19 protein-coding genes are annotated in these 19,721 nt (G+C 70.2%); 9 read left to right on the top strand and 10 right to left on the bottom strand.

Annotated features, from left to right (window positions below; all coding sequences use genetic code 11):
• Positions 1–7: 7 nt before the first annotated feature.
• Complete coding sequence (locus ACHWVH_RS06420; RefSeq protein ID WP_295927742.1) at positions 8–1,051, top strand: two-component system response regulator; 1,044 nt, start codon at positions 8–10, stop codon at positions 1,049–1,051.
• Positions 1,052–1,277: 226 nt separating this feature from the next.
• Here ACHWVH_RS06420 and rlmKL read toward each other — a convergent pair whose 3' ends face one another.
• The 5 genes from rlmKL to ACHWVH_RS06395 all read right to left on the bottom strand — a co-directional run bounded on the left by rlmKL (position 1,278) and on the right by ACHWVH_RS06395 (position 7,183).
• Positions 1,278–3,452 (bottom strand): bifunctional 23S rRNA (guanine(2069)-N(7))-methyltransferase RlmK/23S rRNA (guanine(2445)-N(2))-methyltransferase RlmL, encoded by a 2,175-nt coding sequence (gene rlmKL / locus ACHWVH_RS06415; protein WP_295927744.1) that lies wholly within the window; start codon positions 3,450–3,452, stop codon positions 1,278–1,280.
• A 412-nt stretch (positions 3,453–3,864) separates the two neighbouring features.
• Entirely contained in the window at positions 3,865–5,478 is a 1,614-nt protein-coding gene (locus tag ACHWVH_RS06410; protein ID WP_043092415.1) for an ABC-F family ATP-binding cassette domain-containing protein, read from the bottom strand.
• A 171-nt stretch (positions 5,479–5,649) separates the two neighbouring features.
• Positions 5,650–6,153 (bottom strand): GNAT family N-acetyltransferase, encoded by a 504-nt coding sequence (locus ACHWVH_RS06405; protein ID WP_394686873.1) that lies wholly within the window; start codon positions 6,151–6,153, stop codon positions 5,650–5,652.
• A gap of 14 nt (positions 6,154–6,167) precedes the next feature.
• Complete coding sequence (locus tag ACHWVH_RS06400) at positions 6,168–6,695, bottom strand: alpha/beta fold hydrolase (RefSeq protein WP_017916756.1); 528 nt, start codon at positions 6,693–6,695, stop codon at positions 6,168–6,170.
• Positions 6,692–7,183, bottom strand: coding sequence for an MOSC domain-containing protein (locus ACHWVH_RS06395; RefSeq protein WP_010343960.1), 492 nt, complete (start codon positions 7,181–7,183; stop codon positions 6,692–6,694). The genes ACHWVH_RS06400 and ACHWVH_RS06395 overlap by 4 nt, the downstream gene beginning before the upstream one ends.
• Positions 7,184–7,205: 22 nt before the next feature.
• On the opposite strand from ACHWVH_RS06395, the gene ACHWVH_RS06390 reads away from it, so the two are divergent.
• Complete coding sequence (locus ACHWVH_RS06390) at positions 7,206–7,781, top strand: N-acetylmuramoyl-L-alanine amidase (RefSeq protein ID WP_295927749.1); 576 nt, start codon at positions 7,206–7,208, stop codon at positions 7,779–7,781.
• Between the two features lie 163 nt (positions 7,782–7,944).
• Here ACHWVH_RS06390 and ACHWVH_RS06385 read toward each other — a convergent pair whose 3' ends face one another.
• From ACHWVH_RS06385 to ACHWVH_RS06370, 4 genes are all read right to left on the bottom strand, one after another.
• Positions 7,945–8,880, bottom strand: a complete 936-nt coding sequence (locus tag ACHWVH_RS06385) for a DUF1684 domain-containing protein (protein WP_394686872.1) — start codon at positions 8,878–8,880, stop codon at positions 7,945–7,947.
• Positions 8,881–8,933: 53 nt separating this feature from the next.
• Positions 8,934–9,815, bottom strand: coding sequence for a sulfurtransferase (locus tag ACHWVH_RS06380; RefSeq protein WP_394686854.1), 882 nt, complete (start codon positions 9,813–9,815; stop codon positions 8,934–8,936).
• Positions 9,812–10,612 carry a DUF1289 domain-containing protein gene (locus tag ACHWVH_RS06375; RefSeq protein WP_017913753.1) on the bottom strand — a complete coding sequence of 267 codons (801 nt, stop codon included), beginning with the start codon at positions 10,610–10,612 and terminating at the stop codon, positions 9,812–9,814. The genes ACHWVH_RS06380 and ACHWVH_RS06375 overlap by 4 nt, the downstream gene beginning before the upstream one ends.
• Before the next feature lie 112 nt (positions 10,613–10,724).
• Complete coding sequence (locus ACHWVH_RS06370; RefSeq protein ID WP_242159305.1) at positions 10,725–11,426, bottom strand: FKBP-type peptidyl-prolyl cis-trans isomerase; 702 nt, start codon at positions 11,424–11,426, stop codon at positions 10,725–10,727.
• Between the two features lie 160 nt (positions 11,427–11,586).
• On the opposite strand from ACHWVH_RS06370, the gene ACHWVH_RS06365 reads away from it, so the two are divergent.
• The 3 genes from ACHWVH_RS06365 to nth are packed head-to-tail and all read left to right on the top strand — an operon-like array spanning position 11,587 to position 13,459.
• A complete protein-coding gene (locus ACHWVH_RS06365; protein WP_394686853.1) occupies positions 11,587–12,369 on the top strand; it encodes an enoyl-CoA hydratase/isomerase family protein in 783 nt (260 codons plus the stop codon).
• Positions 12,370–12,380: 11 nt separating this feature from the next.
• Positions 12,381–12,773 (top strand): hypothetical protein, encoded by a 393-nt coding sequence (locus ACHWVH_RS06360; protein ID WP_394686852.1) that lies wholly within the window; start codon positions 12,381–12,383, stop codon positions 12,771–12,773.
• Positions 12,770–13,459 (top strand): endonuclease III, encoded by a 690-nt coding sequence (gene nth / locus ACHWVH_RS06355; RefSeq protein ID WP_150409158.1) that lies wholly within the window; start codon positions 12,770–12,772, stop codon positions 13,457–13,459. The genes ACHWVH_RS06360 and nth overlap by 4 nt, the downstream gene beginning before the upstream one ends.
• 287 nt (positions 13,460–13,746) lie before the next feature.
• Here nth and ACHWVH_RS06350 read toward each other — a convergent pair whose 3' ends face one another.
• A complete protein-coding gene (locus ACHWVH_RS06350; protein ID WP_017910158.1) occupies positions 13,747–14,997 on the bottom strand; it encodes a porin in 1,251 nt (416 codons plus the stop codon).
• A gap of 258 nt (positions 14,998–15,255) precedes the next feature.
• On the opposite strand from ACHWVH_RS06350, the gene pstS (ACHWVH_RS06345) reads away from it, so the two are divergent.
• The 4 genes from pstS (ACHWVH_RS06345) (at position 15,256) to pstA (ending at position 19,708) form a co-directional block, all read left to right on the top strand.
• A complete protein-coding gene (gene pstS, locus ACHWVH_RS06345; protein WP_017910159.1) occupies positions 15,256–16,269 on the top strand; it encodes a phosphate ABC transporter substrate-binding protein PstS in 1,014 nt (337 codons plus the stop codon).
• 285 nt (positions 16,270–16,554) lie between these two features.
• A complete protein-coding gene (gene pstS / locus ACHWVH_RS06340; RefSeq protein WP_043092425.1) occupies positions 16,555–17,652 on the top strand; it encodes a phosphate ABC transporter substrate-binding protein PstS in 1,098 nt (365 codons plus the stop codon).
• Between the two features lie 213 nt (positions 17,653–17,865).
• A complete protein-coding gene (gene pstC, locus ACHWVH_RS06335) occupies positions 17,866–18,840 on the top strand; it encodes a phosphate ABC transporter permease subunit PstC (protein WP_267084451.1) in 975 nt (324 codons plus the stop codon).
• Between the two features lies 1 nt (position 18,841).
• Positions 18,842–19,708 (top strand): phosphate ABC transporter permease PstA, encoded by an 867-nt coding sequence (gene pstA, locus ACHWVH_RS06330; RefSeq protein ID WP_017910162.1) that lies wholly within the window; start codon positions 18,842–18,844, stop codon positions 19,706–19,708.
• The last annotated feature ends 13 nt before the right edge of the window (positions 19,709–19,721 follow it).

The following is a 19,721-nucleotide window of genomic DNA, read 5'->3' as shown; positions in this document are numbered from 1 at the left end:
ACCCACCATGACCCAGCCTTGCATCCTCTGTGTCGATGACGAACCCAGCAACCTGGCGCTGATCCGCCAGCTCCTGCGCGAGGACTATGCGCTGGTGTTCGCCAAGAACGGCGCCGAAGCCCTGCGCGGGGTGGCCAAGCACCACCCGGCGCTGATCCTGCTGGACGTCGACCTGCCCGACATCGACGGCTACACCCTCGCCCGCACCCTCAAGGAAGACGCGCGCAGCGCGGCGATCCCGATCATCTTCGTCACCGCCAAGGACAAGGACACCGACGAGAGCATCGGGTTCGACGCCGGCGGCGTCGACTACATCACCAAGCCCTACTCGCCAAGCATCCTGCGCGCGCGGGTGCGTACCCACCTGTCGCTGGTCAGCGCCACCAGCCTGGCCGACAGCCATCGCGACGCGATCCAGATGCTGGGCATGGCCGGCCACTACAGCGACTCGGACACCGGCACGCATATCTGGCGCATGGCCGCCTACGCCCGCGCGCTCGCGCTGGCCGCCGGCTGGTCGTGCGAGGACGCCGATCTGCTGGAACAGGCCGCGCCGATGCACGACACCGGCAAGATCGGCATCCCCGATGCGGTGCTGAAGAAACCCGGGCCGCTGGACGCCGACGAGTGGCAGGTCATGAAGCGGCACCCGCGGATCGGCTACGACATCCTCAGCCGCAGCAACGCGCCGCTGTTCCGGCTCGCCGCCGAGGTCTCCCTGTACCACCACGAGCACTGGGACGGCGGCGGTTACCCGGCCGGCGTTTCAGGCACGCAGATTCCCGAATCGGCACGGATCGTGGCGCTGGCCGACGTGTTCGATGCGCTCACCTCACCGCGTCCGTACAAGGACGCATGGCCGCTGGAACAGGCGATGGCGCTGTTCCGCGACAAGGCCGGCAGCCAGTTCGAGCCGCGCCTAGTGCAGTTGTTCGAGGCGATCCTGCCGCAGATCCTGCAGATCCAGGCGTACTGGAACGAGCGCGAGACCGAGGATGACCCGCCGCCACGCGGCAAGGCGCAGGCCGCGCTGGGGCATCACGGCAGTTGATACAAGCCCCTCTCCCCCCGGGACAGGGGTTGGGGTGAGGGGACGGCGCGAAGCGACGCGCAGAGATCGAGGACACGCGGCTTCGCCCGTCCCCTCACCCGCCCCTTCGGGGCCCCTTCTCCCGGATGGAGAAGCAACAGCGCACTACGCTCCGCGATGGGCGTGACCGGTCACGCCCATCGCGGCTGAAGCCGCTCCTGCGGAAAGACACACGAGGCACCGCTTCTCAGCGCCGCTGCAGACGCCAGGCGCGGTGGATGCGCGGGTTGCGCTCGAAATCGACGTCGATGGTCTGCGCGCTGATCTCCTCGCACACCGCGAATTCGGCCAGCGCGTTCTCGTCCAGCTTGAAGCGGCGGAAGTTGTTGGAGAAGTACAGCACGCCCTCGGGCATCAGCCGCGCCACCGCCGCGCGCAACAGCCGCACGTGCTCGCGCTGGATGTCGAAATCCTCGGCGCGCGCGGAATTGGAGAAGGTCGGCGGGTCGCAGAAGATCACGTCGTAGCGGTTCTTCTCCGCCTCCAGCCAGCTCAGCGCGTCGGCCTGCACCAGCCGGTGCTGGGCGCCGCCCTTGCCGTTGAAGGCCAGGTTGTCGGCGCACCACTGCAGATAGGTGCCGGACAGGTCCACGCTGGTGGTGGAATCGGCGCCGGCCACCGCCGCCTGCACGCTGGCCACGCCGGTGTAGCAGAACAGGTTGAGGAAGCGCTTGCCGCGCGCCTGCTGCGCCATCACCCCGCGCAGCGGGCGGTGGTCGAGGAACAGCCCGGTATCCAGGTAGTCGAACAGGTTCACCCGCAGCAGCGCGTCGTGCTCGCGCACCACCAGGAACTCGCCACGCTGCTCGAAGCGGCCGTACTTGCTGCCGCCCTTGCCGCGTTCGCGGGTCTTCAGCGCCACCTGCTCGGCCGGCACCGCGAACACCTCGCGCGCCGCCGCCAGCAGTTCGTTGCGGCGGCGGCGCACGTCCACGTCGGGAATGCTGTCCGGCGCCGCGTACTCCTGCACGTGCAGGAAGGTGCGCGCCTGGCCGCCGTCCTCCTGGTACACGTCGATCGCCGCCGCGTACTCGGGCAGATCGGCATCGTAGGCCCGGTAGCAGCCGATCCGCTCGCGCGCCCGCCAGGTCTTGAACTTGCGCAGGTTCTTGCGCAGGCGGTTGGCAACCATCTGCGCGCCGTCGCTGAGCGCGCGCGGCTCCTCGCTGGCGCCCGCGCGCGGCGCGACCGCGATCGGGTCGCAGACGATCAACGGGCACTCCAGCGCGCCGTTGAACATCTGGTACTTCTTGGCCGCGCGCAGGCCGGTGGCATAGGCCAGTTCGTCGCTGCCGCACAGCAGGCTGGCGCGCCACTGCGGCACCGCGCGCTTGAGCGCATCGCCCAGGCGCCGGTACAGCGCCGCGTCGGCGGCCAGGCGCTCGTCGTAGGGGGGATTGCACACCACCGTGCCCAACGCCTGCGCCGGCGCAGGCAACGCCGCGACGTCGTGCGCGGCAAAGGCGATCGCCTCGACCACGCCGGCCGCCAGCGCGTTCTCGCGCGCCGCGCGCAGCGCATGCGGGTCGATGTCGCTGCCGTACAGCACCGGCCGCAACGCGGCGCGACCGGCCTGGGCGCGCTGCCGCGCCTCGGCCAGCAGCGTACGCCAGGCCGCCACGTCGAACCCCAGCCAGCGGCTCGGCGCGGCATCGGCATCGGTGTCGCCGCGCTGCTGCGCCGCCAGTTCGCCGCGCAGCAAGCCCGGCGCGACATCGGCGGCCATCAGCGCGCCTTCGATCAGCAGCGTGCCGCTGCCGCACATCGGATCCAGCAGCCCGCCGCCCTGCGCATACAGCGCCGGCCACTGCCCGCGCAGCAGCACCGCCGCGGCCAGGTTCTCCTTCAGCGGCGCCTCGTTCTGCGCCTGGCGCCAGCCGCGCCGGTGCAGCGAGCCGCCGCCCAGGTCCACCGACAGCGTCGCGCGGCCCTTGCGCAGCGACAGGTTCAGGCGCAGGTCCGGGTGCTCCACGTCCACCGACGGCCGCTCCAGGCCCTCGCCGCGCAGCGTGTCCACCACCGCATCCTTGACCCGCTGCGCCGCGAAGCGCGCGTGGGTGATGCCGGTGCCGGACACATGCGCGTCCACCGCCAGGGTGTGCTGCGGCGCCAGATGGCTGCGCCACGGCAGCGCCGCCACGCCGGCGTACAGCGCCGCCTCGTCGGGGCAGTCGAAGGACTGCAACGGCCACAGCACCCGGCTGGCCAGGCGCGACCACAGCACCGCGCGCTGCGCGTCCTGCAGGCTACCTTCGGCATTGACCCCGGCGACGGTGGCGGTGGCCTGCGCCACGCCGAGCGCGAGCAGTTCATCGACGAGCAGGTATTCCAGGCCCTTGGCGCAGGAGACGAAGAATTTCACGGAAGGCGGACCAGGACGGACGGGAGGGAGGCACGGCGGACGCCGCGCGCGTGGCGCATCGCAGCGCCGGATCCGGCGTTACCGCGGCCGCGGCCGCGGATCGAGGGATGGGCACGCGCACGCACCGCACCGGAACGGCGCGCAGAATACCACAGGGTCCGTGCGCCCCTGCCTGCTACGCGGTGCCCTGGCGCAGGGTGCGCCGCGGCCGTCACTGGCCTCGTGTGACGGGCACAGCGACGTCGCCCGCCGGCGTTCGCTTCGCGACCACCCCGCGCCGTGGCAGATGAAGCTGGCGCTGCAGACGCGCCCTCCTGCCGCCTTGGTGCGCGACGCATCGCGCAATGCGAGGCCACGAATCCGGCGCCGGGCATGCCCGGCGGCAGACCCCGTCGACGGCAGCGCAGGCCACTCACCACGGCGTCAGCCGCCACGCTTCGGCATCCGCCTGCAAGCGCTGCTGCAGGCGCAGCGTGTCCAGGAACTCCGCATCGTGCGAGACCACCAGCAGCGCGCCGGGGTACTGCAGCAGCACCGCGCGCAAGGCGTCGCGGGCTTCGCGGTCCAGGTGGTTGTCCGGCTCGTCCAGCAACAGCAGTTCGGCCGGCGGCGTGCGGTAGAAGGCGCAGGCCAGCGCAGTCTTCAGCCGCTCGCCGCCGCTGAGCTGGCCGCAGGGCACGCCGATGCGCTGCGCGTCCAGGCCGAGCAAGGCCAGCCGCGTGCGCAGGTCGGCGAGTGCGATGCCGGGCGCTGCGGCCTGCACCTGCGCCAGCGCGGTGGCGTCAGGGTCCAGCGACACCAGCGACTGGTCCAGATAGGCGCTGGCGGCGCGTACCCGGCAGGTGCCGGACAGCGCCGCCACCTGCCCGGCCAGCAGCCGCAACAGGGTCGACTTGCCGCTGCCGTTGGCCCCGACCACGCCGATGCGTGCGCCGCCCTGCACCACCAGGTCCAGCGGCTGCCGCGTCGCCGGCGCGAACGGCAGCCGCAGCGCGTGCAGTTCGACCAGGCGCCGGGTGGCCGCATCGGCCGGCGGCGGCGCGAACAGCGCCACCGGTGCGTCGGGCTGTACCTGACGCGCGGCCTCGGCGATGCGCTCCAGGCTGCGCGCCTGCGTGACCTGATGATCGCGCACCCGCTTGCCGGCACTGTCCTGGCTGCGTTGCTTCTGCCGGCCGAGCAGGATCGGCGCCTGGTTGGCCGTGCCGGCCTGCTGCCGCCCGCGCGCACTGCGCCGCTGCTGTCGATCGTGCTGCGCCTGCCACGCAGCGTTGTCGCGCGCGTGCTGCAGCTTGTGCTGCGCCAGTTCGGCCTGCGCGGCCTCGCGCTCGCGCGCCCGGCGCTGCAGGTAGAACGCGTAGTCGCCGCCGTAGTCGCGCAGCCCGCCTGGCGACAGTTCCAGCGTGCGCTGCATGTCCTGCAGCAGCAGCGCATCGTGGCTGATCACCAGCAGGCCGCCCGGCCAGCGCTGCAGCGCCTCGCGCAGGCGCTGCCGCTGCGCCGCGTCCAGGTGCAGGGTCGGCTCGTCCAGGATCAGCGCATCGGCCTCGGCCAGCCAGGCGCCGATCAGCGCCACCCGCATCGCCTCGCCGCCGCTGAGCGTGGCCGCCAGGCGGTGCGGCTCCAGCGCGCCGAGATCGTGCGCGTGCAGCTGTGCCTGCAGGCGCTGGGCGATGTCCCAGCGCTCGCCCAGCGCGTCGAAATCCGCCACGTCGGCGCTGCCGGCCTCGATCCGCGCCAGCGCCCGCAACGCCGCGCCCACCCCGGCCAGATCGGCGACCGTGGCGTGCGGTGCCGGCGCGATCTGCTGCGGCACGTAATGCAGGCGGCCGTGGCGCACGCAGCGTCCGGCGCTGGGCGTCAGCTCGCCGGCGAGCAGGCGCGCGAACACGCTCTTGCCGACGCCATTGCGGCCGACCAGGCCGGTGCGGCGCGCATCGAGCGCGAAGTGCAGATCGGAGAACAGAATCCTGCCGTCGGGCAGAACATGGGTCGCGCTGTCCAGCGCAAGCAGCGGATGCGTCATGGGAACCTCCATGGATGCCGGTCGTGCCCGCCGATCGCTCGGCAGGTGGGACGAGGGCCGTCGCGAAGACGGCGGCATCAATGGCGCATCGGCGTGGATCCTCGATCGGAGTGGACGCGGGACGATGCTAACGCAACGCGGCCGCGACGGGCCACGGCGCGGCGCGCTGGCTCAGGCCGCGGACAGGAACGCCGGGTGGTAGGCCACCTCGGCCATCGGCGGCAGCCGCTCGCCGAAGGCCAACGCCTGGAAGGCCTCCACCGGCGCACCCGGCAGCGTCAGCCCGGGTTCCGGATGGAAGCCGAAGCGCGCGTAGTAGGCCGGGGCGCCCAGCACCACGCAGCCGGCCGCACCCAGCGCCTGCAACTGCGCCAGCGCCTCGCGCACCAGCCGCGTGCCCAGGCCCTGGCGCTGGTGGCCCGGCCCCACCGACAGCGGTCCCAGCCCGTACCAGCCGCGGCTTCCGTCGGACAGGCTCACTGGCGACACCGCGACGTGGCCGACGATGTAGCCCTCGTGCTCGATCACCAGCGACAGGGTCAGCGCGCCGTCCGCGCGCAGCCGTTCGATGATGTCCTGCTCCTCGTGGCGGCTGTGCGCGACGCGGAAGAACGCGACCAGGGTCAGCGCCTCGATCGCCGCCGCGTCGGCCGGCCGCTCGGCGCGCAACAGCATGTCGTCGGCTGCGCTCACAGGCGCTCCAGCAGCTCGGCGAAGGCCTGCGCCGAGGTCGCCACGTGCTCGCCCAGGCGATGCGTGTCGTCGACCAGCAGCAGCCGCGCCGCGCGCGCCTGCGCCCAGGCGATCACTTCACTGGCAGGAATCAGTTCGTCGCGCCAGGCATGCACCACCGAGGTCGGCACCGGTGCCGCATCCAGCGCCGGCATGTGCCCCATCCGCGTCGGCGGCACCATCAGGAACAGGCCGCGCACCGGCACGTGCAGCGACACCTGCGCGGCGATGTAGGCGCCGAGGCTGGAACCGGCCAGCACCAGCGGCCCGCGCTGCGCCGCCGCCTGCGCCAGCTCCAGCAGGCGCTGCAGACGCGTCGGCACGTCGCCCAGCGGGCTGATGTCGCGGCGCGCATCCAGGTCGGTGTAGTCCGGGCGCGAATGGCTCCAGCCCAGGCGTTCCGCCACCTCGGCCAATGCGGTCACCTTGATCGCGTCCGGCCCGCTCTCGAAGCCGTGCGAGAGGATGCAGTGGCCGCGGCTCACAGCGCCACCACCGCATCGCCCAACCGCAGCGTGCCGCCCTGCACGATGCGCGCGCACAGGCCGCCGTGGCCGCGCATGGCGTTGTAGCCGCCGGGCCCCAACGCCTGCTCCATGCGCGAGCACGGATCGCACGGCGCGATGCCTTCCAGCTCGACCTCGCCGATCCGGAAGCGACGCCCCTTCAGCGCGATCAGTGGAATGCCCGACACCACCACGTTGCGCCGCAGGGTCGCCGGCGCCACCGCCGCATGGCCGGCCAGCGCGGCGATCGCCGGCAGGTGTTCGGCCTGGATCAGGGTCACGCCGCGCTTGCCGTTGCGGCCGGCGTAGCGGTCGCCGTGCAGGCCGCCCTCGGTTTGCGCGGTGGCGGCGTCGACTTCGTGCATCGGCACATCGCGCGCTGGGCGCAGGCCGATCCATTCCACGCGTCCGGCGCGCGGCAGTGTGGCCAGCAGGGTCGCCAGCGGGCTTTCGGAATTCAGGGTCATCGGCGAATGCTAGCATCCGCGCATGCCGCCCACCTCGCCGTTGCCGATCCACGATGCGCCCCTGCCCTACGTCGGACTGCTGGAGGAGCGCGCGCCGGACAGCATCACGCTGGCGGTGATCCACTGCACCGAGTTGCCGGACCTGGCCAGCGCGCGCCTGTACGGCGAGCGTGTTCTGTATCCATCGGGCACCGGCAACAGCGGCCACTTCTACATCGACCGCGACGGCAGCGTGCATCGTTATGTGCCGCTGCAGCGCGTCGCGCACCACGTGCGCGGCTACAACCGGCAATCGCTGGGCATCGAACTGGTCAACCGCGGACGCTATCCGCTGTGGCTGGATTCGCGCCACCAGGCGATGCGCGAGGACTACCCGCCGGCGCAAGTGCAGGCGCTGATCCGGCTGCTGCAGCAGTTGCGCGCGGAACTGCCGCAGCTGCACCACATCGCCGGACACGACGCGCTGGACCGCAGCCTGGAACCGGCCAGCGACGATCCGACGCGGCAGGTGCAGCGCAAGCTCGATCCGGGCCCGCGCTTCCCATGGCCGCACGTGCTGGAGGCGGTGGCGCTGGCGCCGTATGCGCCGCCTGTGTGATCGCGCTGGAGGTGGATTGGAACGGTCGATCCGGGCCGCGATGGAGTAGCAGACAGCGTCGCATTCGCACGCTCCCGTAGCAGCGGCTTCAGCCGCGACCCGGCTTCATCAGGAACGGCCCGGTCGCGGCCGAAGCCGCTCCTGCGCGATCTTCCACGCGCGCTCAGTGCACGCCGACGTAGTTCTTCTCGCCCGCGGTCACCGCCACGTCCAGGCGATTGCCGACCGGCGCCAGCGGACACACCACGTGCGGGGTGAACGCGCACGGCGGGTTCTGCGCCAGGTTGAAATCCAGCACGATGCGGTCACCCTGCGGCGCCGGCACGAACAGATAGCGGGCGCCGCCATAGCTCTCGCGGCCGCTGGTGCGATCGGAGAACGGCAGGAACAGACGCTGGCCGGCGCCGTCGCGCAGCACCTGCAGGCGGTAGTGCCGCCCCTGCAGCACGAAGTCGGCGCTGCCGACCAGGGCCAGCGGCTGCGGCGTGCCGATCGAGGTGAGCAGCACCATCGCCCGCGGCGCCGGTACCGGATGCCAGTCGGCCACCACCCGCCACTGCGGATCGATCGTGAAGTAGTCGATGCCGCGGAAGCGCGCGCGCGCAGGCGCCTGCGGATCGCGGAAGCGCCAGCCGAACAGGTTGCCGGTGCGCACCACGTAGAACTCCTGCGCCCCCAGCATCAGCCGGGTCTCGGTGCCGTGCGCCGCGTCGGTCTCCAGGCGGCCGCCGGCGAACGGCTGGCCGTTCACCTGCACCGTCGCGTCCGCTGCGGGCTGGAACTGCACGCCCTCCTGCGGATCCACCTGCAGCGTGCCCAGATGCGCCGGACCGGCCGGCAACTGCACATCGTTGTCGGGTGCGCTGCCGACCCGATGCAGGCCGCTGTGCAGGCGCCCGGAGCCGGTATAACTCAACCAGCCGGACGGCGCCCGCAACGTCGCCAGGCGCTGCGCGCGGCCACGCTGCACCGCCTCGCGATAGTGCGTGGCAGATTGCGCGCGCGGCGAGGCGTCGGCGCCATCGGCCGCCGCGCGGCGGTCGCCGCAGGCGACCAGGCCGAGCATCAACGCCAGCCCGCAGGCCTCACGCCAGCGCATGGTGCCGCCCCTGACGCGCGCCATCGTGCATGCGTTCGGTGCGCGCCGCGGACCTAGCCGACGGCGCGCGGCCGCGACGGGTCGGCGATCCAGCCGCTCCAGGAGCCGGCATACACGCGCGCACCGTGCAGGCCGGCATGTTCCAGCGCCAGCAGCAGATGGCAGGCGGTGACGCCGGAGCCGCACATCAGCACCACCTCGCGCGGATCGCGCCCCTGCAGCAACGGCTGCAGCTCCGCGCGCAGTTCCTGCGCCGGGCGCAGGCGGCCGTCGCGCAGGTTCTGCGCCAGCGGCCGGTTGAGCGCGCCGGGCACGTGCCCGGGCAGCGGGTCGATCGGCTCCACCTCGCCACGGAAGCGTTCGCCGGGGCGCGCATCCAGCAACCAGCCCGGCGCCTCGTGCAGGCGTGCGGCGACCTCCTCGGCGGAGACGATGCGCGCCGCATCGAAGACCTGCGGATACGGCGGCAATGGCGACGGCGCGGTGGCCGCGTCGGTTTCCGGCAGGCCGAGCCGGCGCCATTCGGCCAGGCCGCCGTCGAGCACGGCGACACGGCGATGGCCGAGCAGGCCCAGCATCCACCACAACCGCGCCGCGGCCATGCTGCCGTCGCTGGCGTCGTACACCACCACCTGGTGCTGCGGACCGATGCCCCACTGCCCCAGGGTGCGCGCGAACGCCGCGTCGTCCGGCAACGGATGCCGGCCCAGGCCGGGACGGCCGAGATCGGACAGGTCCGCGTTCAGATCGGCGTACACCGCGCCGGGCAGGTGCGATTGCGCATAGGCCTCGCGCGCGGCCGCCGCCGCGGCGGGATCGAGCAGCGCCGCCGGCACGAACCGCGCATCGACCAGGCGCAGCGCGGGATCGTCGAACGCGGCGGCCAGCGCCGGCGCCTCGACCAGGGTGTGCCATGCGGGGGACGTTGCGGTCATGCGGCTTGCTCCAGTCGGCGGCGCAGGTTGAGCAGGATCGCCGCGGTCGCGCCCCAGATCCGCTGGCCGGGCCAGCCGTACTCCAGCACGACGCGCGGGCGTCCGCGGTAATCGGTCTCGATGCTGCGCAGGTTGTCCGGCGCCATCAGATAGGCCAGCGGCACCTCGAACACCTCGGCCACCTCGCCCGGATGCGGCTGCGGCACGAAGCGCGGATCGATCGCCGCGACCACCGGCATCACCCGGAAGCCGCTGATGGTGACGAACGGATCCAGGTAGCCCAATGGCTCGGCCTGCGACGCCGCCAGCGCGATCTCCTCCTCGCTCTCGCGCAGCGCCGCGGCCACCGCATCGGCGTCGCTGGCCTCGATGCGGCCGCCGGGAAAACTGACCTGGCCGCCGTGGTGACGCAGGCTGTCGGTGCGCCGGGTCAACAGCACATGGGTGCCATCGGCGCGCGGCACCAGGCCGGCCAGCACCGCCGCTTCCACCGGCGCGCCGTCCGGCAGCAGATCCTGCAGTTCGTGGTGGTTCCAGCCCGGCCCCGCCGGCGGCTGCTGCAGCGGGTGCAGTGCGCGCAGAAGATGCGCGCGTTCGGCCAGGCGCTGCCCCGGCGACGGCGACCAGCCGCGGCCCGGCAGCACCTCGTCCATGTAGCGGCGGCGTTCGGCGTCGCTCATGCCGCGCCAGCGTGCGATCTCGTCGCCGCTGCGCAGGCAGCCGGCGCAATAGCCCTGCGCATCGAGACGGCAGAGACCGATGCAGGGCGTGAGCAGGGCATGCGGAACGGGATCCATCGGATTCGACACCTTGCCAGCCTAGCGCGATTCGTCGGCGCCGTCGTTGCCTGCCAAAAAAATTGCGCCGGCATCGCTGCCGGCGCAATCGTCGTGCACTGGAACGGCGTGCTTACTTGACGCTGACCAGCTTGATCTCGAACTGCACCGCCACGTTCGGCGGGAACGGCGTACGCGGGTCGGCACCGTAGGCCTTGTCCGGCGGCAGGGTCACTTCCCACTTGGAGCCGGCCGGCATCTGCAGCAGCGTGTCGCGCATGGCCTGCATCTCGACTTCGCTGACCTTGATCGCCGGGATCTGCTGCGCCGGACGCGCCTGCGCCGGACGCTGGCCGAACGGGTACGGACCGGCCACTTCCAGCTGCACGGTGCTGGCCTGGGTCGGCTTGGCACCCTTGCCGGCCTCGATCACGCGGTACTGCACGCCGCTGGGCAGGGTCTGCACGCCAGCCTTGGCCTTGTTCTGGGCCATGAACTGGTCGCTCTTGGTCTTGTTCTCGGCAGCGGCCTTCTCGTAGTCGGCCTTGGCCTGCTGAGCGCGGGCCTGCTCGCGCTTCTGGAACGCTTCCACCGCCGGCTTCAGCTGGTCGGCGCTGACCGCCGGCTGCTTCTTGGCGTAGGCGTCCTGCAAGCCCTTCACCACCGCATTGATATCGAGCTGCTCGCCGCGGCCGGTGAGTTCGGCAAGGTTGTTGCCGTAGTCGTAGCCGAAGTAATAGCTCAGCTTGCCCTTCTCGGACGAGGTGTCCTGGGCGAACGCATTGCCGCTCAGGGCGAGGGCCGCGACAGCGACCGCAATAGAACGCAACTTCATCAAACAATTCTCCAGGGTGGTGGCACAGGGCGGCCCGTGCCGCCTGAGATGACGCGTTAGGATAGCCGCCGCGGCGCGTAACCGCTACCGACGACGCTGCTCTGACTGGTGCGGCCCGCCCAGAGTTCCCATTACCTTTTTTTAACAACCAGGAATGCACATGTCCGGCACGCCGGTCCTCGCCGATACCCAGGGTGCGATCCGCATCCTCACCGTGAATCGAGCCGACAAGCTCAACGCCTTGAATCGCCAGGTTTTGCAGGCGCTGGATGCGGCCTTCGCCGCGGCCGCGGACGACCCGCAGATCCGCGTGGTGGTGCTGACCGGCGCCGGCGAGAAAGCCTTCGTGGCCGGCGCCGACATCGCCGAGATGAACGAACTGACACCGGTGCAGGGCCGCGATTTCTCGCAACTGGGCCAGCGCCTGATGCGCCGGATCGAGCGCATGCCCAAGCCGGTGCTGGCGATGGTCAACGGTTTCGCCCTCGGCGGCGGGCTGGAACTGGCGATGGCCTGCCACCTGCGCGTGGCCGCCGAAGGCGCGCGCCTGGGCCAGCCGGAGATCAATCTCGGGCTGATTCCCGGCTTCGGCGGCACCCAGCGCCTGCTGCGGCTGGTCGGCCGCGCCGCGGCGCTGGAACTGTGCCTGCTTGGCGTGCCGATCGACGCGGCGCGCGCACTGCAATTGGGCCTGGTCAACCGCGTGGTCGCCGCCGGCGAACTGCAGGCGACCACGCTGAAATTGGCGCAGCAACTGGCCGATGCCGCGCCACTGGCACTGCGCGGCATCCTCGACGCGATCCAGATCGGTGGCGAAAGCGCGATCGAACAGGGGCTGGAATACGAGACCGCGCAGTTCGGCCTGCTGTTCTCCAGCGAGGACATGCGCGAAGGCACCCGCGCCTTCCTGGAGCGGCGCCCGCCGCAGTTCCGCGCCCGCTGAGCCCGCACACGATGTCGCACGCCCCCGCTCCCGCCACGCCGCTGCAGTTGCTGCGCTGGATCCTGGACGACGATCTGGATGCCGCGATCGACGGCGGCCTGATGGACTACCGCGGCACCGATCCGGAGGACGATCGCCTGGACCCGGCGCATCCGCAGTTGCGCGCGCAGGTGCTGGCCGCGCAGCAGCGCCTGCGCGATGCGTGGGACGCGCGTGCGCGCTACCGGGCGCGCAGCGCGCGCCTGGAGCGACATGCCAATGCGCGCCAGGCGCGACGTGCGGCAGCGACACCGATCGCCTCGACGTCGACCACGGCCGCACCGAGCGCGCCGGCCCTGCCGGCGGCCGCTGCGGCGATCCTGGCCCGCGCCAAGGCCAAGGCCGCGCAGCGAGGCGGCCAATGAGCGCGACCGCGAGCACGGGCGCAAGCACGCCTGCACGGCGCGGGCGCCTGCTGAGCAAGGACGAGATCCATGAGCTGTTCTCGCGCCTGTCCGAACTCAACCCCAGCCCGACCACCGAGCTGGAATACGACAGCCCGTTCGAACTGCTGATCGCGGTGATCCTCTCGGCGCAGGCCACCGACGTCGGCGTCAACAAGGCCACGCGGCGCCTGTATCCGGTGGCGAACACGCCGGCCGCGATCCTGGCGCTGGGCGAGGACGGCCTGAAGCGCTACATCTCCACCATCGGCCTGTTCAACGCCAAGGCCAAGAACGTCATCGCCACCTGCCGCATCCTGGTCGAGCAGCACGGCGGCGAGGTGCCGCGCTCGCGCGCCGCGCTGGAAGCGCTGCCCGGGGTCGGCCGCAAGACCGCCAACGTGGTGCTCAACACCGCCTTCGGCGAACCGACCATGGCGGTGGACACGCACATCTTCCGCGTCGCCAACCGCACCGGGCTGGCCCCGGGCAAGGACGTGCGCGCGGTCGAAGATTCGCTGCTCAAGCGGGTGCCGCCGCAGTTCCTGCACGACGCGCACCACTGGCTGATCCTGCACGGCCGCTACGTGTGCAAGGCGCGCAAGCCCGACTGTCCGCAGTGCGCGATCCGCGACCTGTGCCGGTACAAGGACAAGACGCCGGGTTGAGCGGCGTGCCGCGGCGCCGGCCGGTACAGCGCCGGGGATGTCGGCTTGGGCAACTTGCGCGGCGCATGTCGTCCGCCGCTGCGCCCGTCGCGGTTGAAACCGCTTCTCCAGTTCTCCACGAGAGGCCACCTGGCCGCTGTAGCAGCGACTATCGTCCACGGTCGTCGACGCGAACCGTGAAAGGCGCCCCGGCCCGCGCCCCATCGCGCGCCGCGGCGATCGCGCCGTAAAAAAGAAAGGCGGCGCAATGCGCCGCCTTTCGTTCCACGTGCGGGAATCTCCGCGAATCAGAACGACAGGTCGCCCCAGACGCCGAATTCCTTGGTTTCCACGTCGGTCTTCTTGCTGGCGTTGTCCTGGTGCGTGTACTTGTACACGGTGGCCAGCTTCAGGTTCTTCAGCACCGGGAACTCGACGCCGACATTCCAGTACTTGTCGGCCAGGGTCGGGTCGATGGTCTTGCTCAGGTCGGTCTTGTCGTAGCGGGCGAAGGCGTTGATGCCGCCGTCGGTCAGCGCCACGCTGCCCCACACCGACCAGCCGCTGGACTTGTCGGTGGCCGGGGTCAGCACGTTGTTGAGGTTCTTGGCCTGGAAGTACTCGCCGCCCAGACGGAAGTTGGAATCGGCGTAGGCGACCATCGCATCGGCGCGGGTGTAGTCGTGCTGCGCGTCGAGGATGTCGGTTTCCTTGCCCAGCTTGCCCGAGTAGGCGCCGACGGCGATGGCCAGGTTCTGCATCGGCATGTAGGCGACGCGGCCTTCCACGTCCATGCCCTTGCCGCGGGTCGGGTTCTTGTAGCCGGCGCCGTTGACCACCGACATCGCGTAGTTGACCTGCGAGCCCAGGTCGCCGAAGGCGTGCAGGCCCCAGTCGGAGGAGTTGGCGTACTTCAGGCGGTCGGTCAGGGTGTTCTCGACGTAGCGGTAGCCGTAGAACTTCTCGACGAACGGCACCCACGGCATGTCGGCGGCACCGATGCGCAGGGCGAAGGCGTCGTCGAACTTGCCCTGCACGTAGGCCTTCTTGACGAACAGCTGAGTGTTGGACAGCGCCGAGCTGTACTGGAAGTCGGTGGTCAGGTTGGCCGACCAGATCTCGTTGAAGCTGTGGTCGACGGTCAGGTAGAAGCGCTTGACGTCCAGACCGGTGCCGCTGGCGGCGGTCTTGGCGCCGCCGCTGGTGCGGTCGATGTTGGTCAGATCGAAGAACATGCGGCCGCCGATCTTGTTGTCGTTGACCAGCTTGGCGAGCTTGTCGACCTTGGCGGCGCTGGCCTGCGCCGTTTCGGTCGCCTGGGCCTGCACGACATTCACTTCCGACTGCGCGTCGGACTGCGCCTGCAGGGCTTCCGACTGCGCCTGCAGCTGCTGGACCTGGGTCTGCAGCGCTTCGATCTGGGCCTGCAGCTGCTGCAGCTGGGCAGCGCTGACGGCGGGCGGGTTGCTGCTGGCCTTGGCCTTCGCCGCGAACGCCTGCGGCGCCGACGCGAGGCCGAGGCTGGCGAGGATCGCCGTGGCGAGAAGATGGGAACGCATTAGAATCTCTCCGATGGGTGGTGGCAGGGTGGTATGGGTGCGGTGCGGCCCCAGTGCGATGGCCCGACCATTTGTAAAGATTCCGTCAAAGACATGACGGTTTTGAGTCAGCTTCGTTTCGAAACGAAGGCAACCCCGTCCGGAAAGGCTGTCACCGGACTGACATCTGATTTTCTTCAGACGTTCATGAAAAAGTCTTGGAATGCAGCCGATGCCGGCCGGGGTGCCGGCATTCCACCTATTTCAGGAGTTCTCCCGATGCGTTCCCTCAAGCTCCGACTGCTGGCAGCCGCCGCGGTCGCTACGTTTTCGCTCGCGGCGCAAGCCACCGATGTCACTGGCGCAGGCTCCAGCTTCGTCTACCCGGTGCTGTCGAAGTGGTCGGCTGCCTATGCTGAGAAAAGCGGCAACCGCGTCAACTACCAGTCGATCGGTTCCGGCGGCGGCATCGCGCAGATCCAGGCGGCCACGGTCGATTTCGGCGCCTCCGACAAGCCGCTGAGCGGCGCGGATCTGGAAAAGTTCGGCCTGGGCCAGTTCCCGGTCGTGATCGGCGGCATCGTGCCGGTGTTCAACGTGGCGGGCGTGGCCCCGGGTGCGATGAAGCTCGACGGCACCGTGCTGGCCAACATCTTCCTCGGCAAGATCACCAAGTGGAACGACCCGGCGATCGCCGCGCTGAACCCGGGCCTGACCCTGCCCGACCTGAAGATCACCATCGTGCACCGCTCCGACGGTTCGGGCACCAGCTTCAATTTCACCAACTACCTGTCCAAGGTCAGCCCGGAGTGGAAGAGCAAGGTCGGTGAAGGCACCGCCGTGCAGTGGCCGGCCGGCATCGGCGGCAAGGGCAACGAAGGCGTGGCCGCCTACGTCAAGCAGATCCGCGGCGGCATCGGCTACGTCGAGTACGCCTACGCGCTGCAGAACAAGCTCAGCTACGCCGGCATGAAGAACGCCGCCGGCCGTTTCGTGATGCCGGACGACAAGACCTTCTCCGCTGCCGCCGCCACCGCGGACTGGAAGTCGGCCAAGGACTTCAACCTGATCATGACCAACGCGCCGGGCCAGGACGCGTGGCCGATCACCGCCACCACTTGGGCCATCATGTACAAGAAGGCCAAGAAGCCGGCGTCGTCGAAGGCCGCGCTGGACTTCTTCAAGTGGTCGTTCGAGCAGGGCCAGCCGCAGGCCAAGGCGCTGGACTACGTGCCGCTGCCGGAGCCGCTGGTCAAGCAGATCGAAGCCTACTGGGCGCAGAACATGAAGTAAGCCGGCGCCTCGCCCGTCCGGCGCTCGCGCGCCGGCACGGCGATGTCCCGAAGGCGCGGACCGCAGGGTCCGCGTCTTTTTTTGTCCCCGCTGGCGGAGCCGTGCGCAGGCCCAGCGGGGGCACGCCGCCCTGCCCTGCCACGGTTCCGGAAGGCGGCGCGAGCGCCGCATCCGGTGATGGCGTCCGCCAACCAGTCCGCAAGTCATCTCGCTGTAACAAAAATATCATTTCATAGCGAGCATCCGCCGGATGTCCCGGCGCTCTTCGCTACGGAGTGACCCCCCATGAAACTGCAGCCGGCGCGCATTGCCGTCCTGTCCCTCGCCCTGGCCTTCGCCGTCACCGCCTGCCAGCCCGGCAACGGCGACAAGCAGGGCGCCGCCGATGCGGCAGGTGGGACGCCCGCTGCCGCGCCGGCCGCCGGCGCCAAGACTGCGGCGGAGATTTCCGGCGCGGGTGCCTCCTTCATCTACCCGCTGATCTCCAAGTGGTCGGCCGACTACAACGCGGCCACCGGCAACAAGATCAACTACCAGTCGATCGGTTCCGGCGGCGGCATCGCCCAGATCAAGGCCGGCACGGTCGATTTCGGCTCTTCCGACAAGCCGCTGGACAGCGCCGAGCTGGCCGCGGCCGGTCTCGGCCAGTTCCCCTCGGCGATTGGGGGGGTGGTGCCGGTGGTCAACCTGGACGGCATGGACGCGGGCAAGCTGCGGCTGACCGGCCCGGTGCTGGCGGACATCTTCCTGGGCAAGATCAGCAAGTGGAACGACCCGGCGCTGACCGCGCTGAACCCGGGCGTGACCCTGCCCGACACCAAGATCAACCTGGTGCACCGCTCCGACGGCTCGGGCACCAGCTTCAACTTCACCAACTACCTGTCCAAGGTCAGCCCGGAGTGGAAGGGCAAGGTCGGCGAAGGCACCTCGGTGCAGTGGCCGGGCGGCGTCGGCGGCAAGGGCAACGAAGGCGTGGCCTCGTACGTGCAGCAGATCAAGGGCTCGATCGGCTACGTCGAACTGGCCTACGCGCTGCAGAACAAGATGCCGTACGCGTCGATGCAGAACGCCGCCGGCAACTGGGTGCAGCCCAATGCCGAGAGCTTCGCCGCGGCCGCCGCGTCGGCCGACTGGGCCAACGCCAAGGACTTCAACCTGGTCATCACCAACGCCGCAGGCGCGCAGGCGTGGCCGATCACCGCCACCAACTTCATGCTGATGCACAAGCAGGCCAAGGACCCGGCGCGCAGCAAGGCGACCCTGGACTTCTTCAAGTGGGCCTTCGAGAAGGGCCAGCCGCAGGCCGACGCCCTGCACTACGTGCCGCTGCCGCCGGAACTGGTGCAGCAGATCGAGTCCTACTGGAGCAAGGAATTCAAGTAAGCGCCACCGCGGTGCGCACTGCGCGCAGCGCGGCGGCAACCGGCGACCGGCGGTGCAGTCCAGGCGCCGCCGGTCGCCGTCTCGGCAACTTGTGATCCGGACTTTCGGGTTCCCGCCTGTGCGGGAGCGATGCAACCACCCACCGCGCGCGGTCATCCCCGCCGCGGCCACGATCGGAGCGCGCAGGCGCGTGCTCCGGCGACGACCGAGCCCATGAACAGCACTGTCCTTCCCGAAGCGATGTCGGCGCCACGCGGACGCGACCTGCGTGACGCCCGCGCCGACCGATTGTTCCGCTGGATCCTCACCGCCACCGTCGTTTTGGTACTCGTCGCCCTGGGCAGCGCTGCGCTGTCGATGCTGTGGGGCGGCCGTCATGCCCTGCAGTTGCAGGGCCTGAGCTTCTTCTACTCCAGCGAGTGGAACCCGGTCGAGAACAAATACGGCGCACTGGCGCCGATCTACGGCACCCTGGTGACTGCCTTGATCGCGATGCTGATCGCGGTGCCGGTGAGCTTCGGCATCGCCTTCTTCCTGACCGAAGTGGCGCCACGCTGGCTACGCGGCCCGGTCGGGACCGCGATCGAACTGCTGGCCGGCATCCCGTCGATCATCTACGGCATGTGGGGTCTGTTCGTGCTGATCCCGATCATGTCCGAGTACGTCACGCCCTGGCTCAACGACCACCTCGGCACGTTGCCGCTGATCGGCCCGATCTTCCAGGGCCCCCCGATCGGCATCGGCCTGCTCACCGCCGGCTTCGTGCTGGCGATCATGGTGATTCCCTTCATCTCTTCGGTGATGCGCGAAGTGTTCCTGACCGTGCCGACCCGTCTCAAGGAGTCGGCCTACGCGCTCGGCTCCACGCGCTGGGAGGTGAGCTGGGACATCGTGCTGCCCTACACCCGCTCGGCGGTGATCGGCGGCATCTTCCTGGGCCTGGGCCGCGCGCTCGGCGAGACCATGGCGGTGGCCTTCGTGGTCGGCAACACGGTGCGCCTGTCGCCCTCGCTGCTGGAGCCGGGCACCACCATCGCCGCGCTGATCGCCAACGACTTCGGCGAAGCCACCGGCGATTACCGCTCGGCACTGCTGCTGCTGGGCTTCGTCCTGTTCCTGGTGACCTTCGTCGTGCTGGCGATCGCCCGCCTGATGCTGGCGCAACTGTCGCGCAAGGAGGGCAACTGAGATGGCCGCCGACATCGCACACCGCCTGTACAACCGCCGCCGCGTGGTCAACTTCGTGGCGCTCACCCTGTCCTGCCTGACCGCGCTGTTCGGGCTGGTGTTCCTGGCCTGGATCCTGTGGACCCTGCTGGCCAAGGGCATCTCCGGCATCAACCTGGACCTGTTCACGCGCATGACCCCGCCGCCCGGCGAGGACGGCGGCCTGGCCAACGCGTTCTTCGGCAGCGCGGTGATGTGCGGCCTGGCGCTGCTGATCGGCACGCCGCTGGGCGTGGCCGCCGGCACCTGGCTGGCCGAGTACGGCAACGCGCGCAAGACCGGCCAGGTGGTGCGCTTCGTCAACGACATCCTGCTGTCGGCGCCGTCGATCGTGCTCGGCCTGTTCGTCTACACCCTTTACGTGATGCAGACCGGCGGCAATTTCTCGGCGCTGGCCGGCGCGCTGTCGCTGGCCTTCATCGTGCTGCCGGTGGTGGTCCGCACCACCGACGAGATGCTGCGGCTGGTGCCGGCGCAGATGCGCGAGGCCGCGCTATCGCTGGGCATCCCGCAATGGAAGGTGACCATCCAGGTGCTGTACCGCAGCGCCTCGGCCGGCATCGTCACCGGCGTGATGCTGGCGCTGGCGCGCATCAGCGGCGAGACCGCACCGCTGCTGTTCACCTCCTTCGGCAACCTGTACTGGAACAACAACATCCTCAAGCCGATGGCCAGCGTGCCGGTGGTGATGAACAACTTCGCCGGCAGCCCCTACCCGACCTGGCAGCAACTGGCCTGGTCCGGCGCGCTGGTGCTCACCGTCTTCGTCCTGCTGGTCAGCCTCGGCGCGCGCGCCCTGCTGGTGCGCAACAAGATCTCCAACGATTGATTCCCCTATGGAC

This window comes from uncultured Xanthomonas sp. (assembly GCF_964278005.1).
Taxonomy (GTDB): Bacteria; Pseudomonadota; Gammaproteobacteria; order Xanthomonadales; family Xanthomonadaceae; genus Xanthomonas_A; species Xanthomonas_A sontii.
Note: the sequence above shows the minus strand (reverse complement) of the source record. Positions and strands in the feature narration are given on the sequence as shown.

Excerpts from the sequence above, each read along its gene's own strand:
- ACHWVH_RS06420 (WP_295927742.1), top strand. The coding sequence starts at position 8 with ATGACCCAGCCTTGCATCCTCTGTGTCGATGACGAACCCAGCAACCTG.
- ACHWVH_RS06410 (WP_043092415.1), bottom strand. The coding sequence starts at position 5,478 with ATGACGCATCCGCTGCTTGCGCTGGACAGCGCGACCCATGTTCTGCCC.
- ACHWVH_RS06405 (WP_394686873.1), bottom strand. The coding sequence starts at position 6,153 with ATGCTGTTGCGCGCCGAGCGGCCGGCCGACGCGGCGGCGATCGAGGCG.
- ACHWVH_RS06395 (WP_010343960.1), bottom strand. The coding sequence starts at position 7,183 with ATGACCCTGAATTCCGAAAGCCCGCTGGCGACCCTGCTGGCCACACTG.
- ACHWVH_RS06390 (WP_295927749.1), top strand. The coding sequence starts at position 7,206 with ATGCCGCCCACCTCGCCGTTGCCGATCCACGATGCGCCCCTGCCCTAC.
- ACHWVH_RS06385 (WP_394686872.1), bottom strand. The coding sequence starts at position 8,880 with ATGCGCTGGCGTGAGGCCTGCGGGCTGGCGTTGATGCTCGGCCTGGTC.
- ACHWVH_RS06380 (WP_394686854.1), bottom strand. The coding sequence starts at position 9,815 with ATGACCGCAACGTCCCCCGCATGGCACACCCTGGTCGAGGCGCCGGCG.
- ACHWVH_RS06375 (WP_017913753.1), bottom strand. The coding sequence starts at position 10,612 with ATGGATCCCGTTCCGCATGCCCTGCTCACGCCCTGCATCGGTCTCTGC.
- ACHWVH_RS06370 (WP_242159305.1), bottom strand. The coding sequence starts at position 11,426 with ATGAAGTTGCGTTCTATTGCGGTCGCTGTCGCGGCCCTCGCCCTGAGC.
- ACHWVH_RS06365 (WP_394686853.1), top strand. The coding sequence starts at position 11,587 with ATGTCCGGCACGCCGGTCCTCGCCGATACCCAGGGTGCGATCCGCATC.
- ACHWVH_RS06360 (WP_394686852.1), top strand. The coding sequence starts at position 12,381 with ATGTCGCACGCCCCCGCTCCCGCCACGCCGCTGCAGTTGCTGCGCTGG.
- nth (WP_150409158.1), top strand. The coding sequence starts at position 12,770 with ATGAGCGCGACCGCGAGCACGGGCGCAAGCACGCCTGCACGGCGCGGG.
- ACHWVH_RS06350 (WP_017910158.1), bottom strand. The coding sequence starts at position 14,997 with ATGCGTTCCCATCTTCTCGCCACGGCGATCCTCGCCAGCCTCGGCCTC.
- pstS (WP_017910159.1), top strand. The coding sequence starts at position 15,256 with ATGCGTTCCCTCAAGCTCCGACTGCTGGCAGCCGCCGCGGTCGCTACG.
- pstS (WP_043092425.1), top strand. The coding sequence starts at position 16,555 with ATGAAACTGCAGCCGGCGCGCATTGCCGTCCTGTCCCTCGCCCTGGCC.
- pstC (WP_267084451.1), top strand. The coding sequence starts at position 17,866 with ATGAACAGCACTGTCCTTCCCGAAGCGATGTCGGCGCCACGCGGACGC.
- pstA (WP_017910162.1), top strand. The coding sequence starts at position 18,842 with ATGGCCGCCGACATCGCACACCGCCTGTACAACCGCCGCCGCGTGGTC.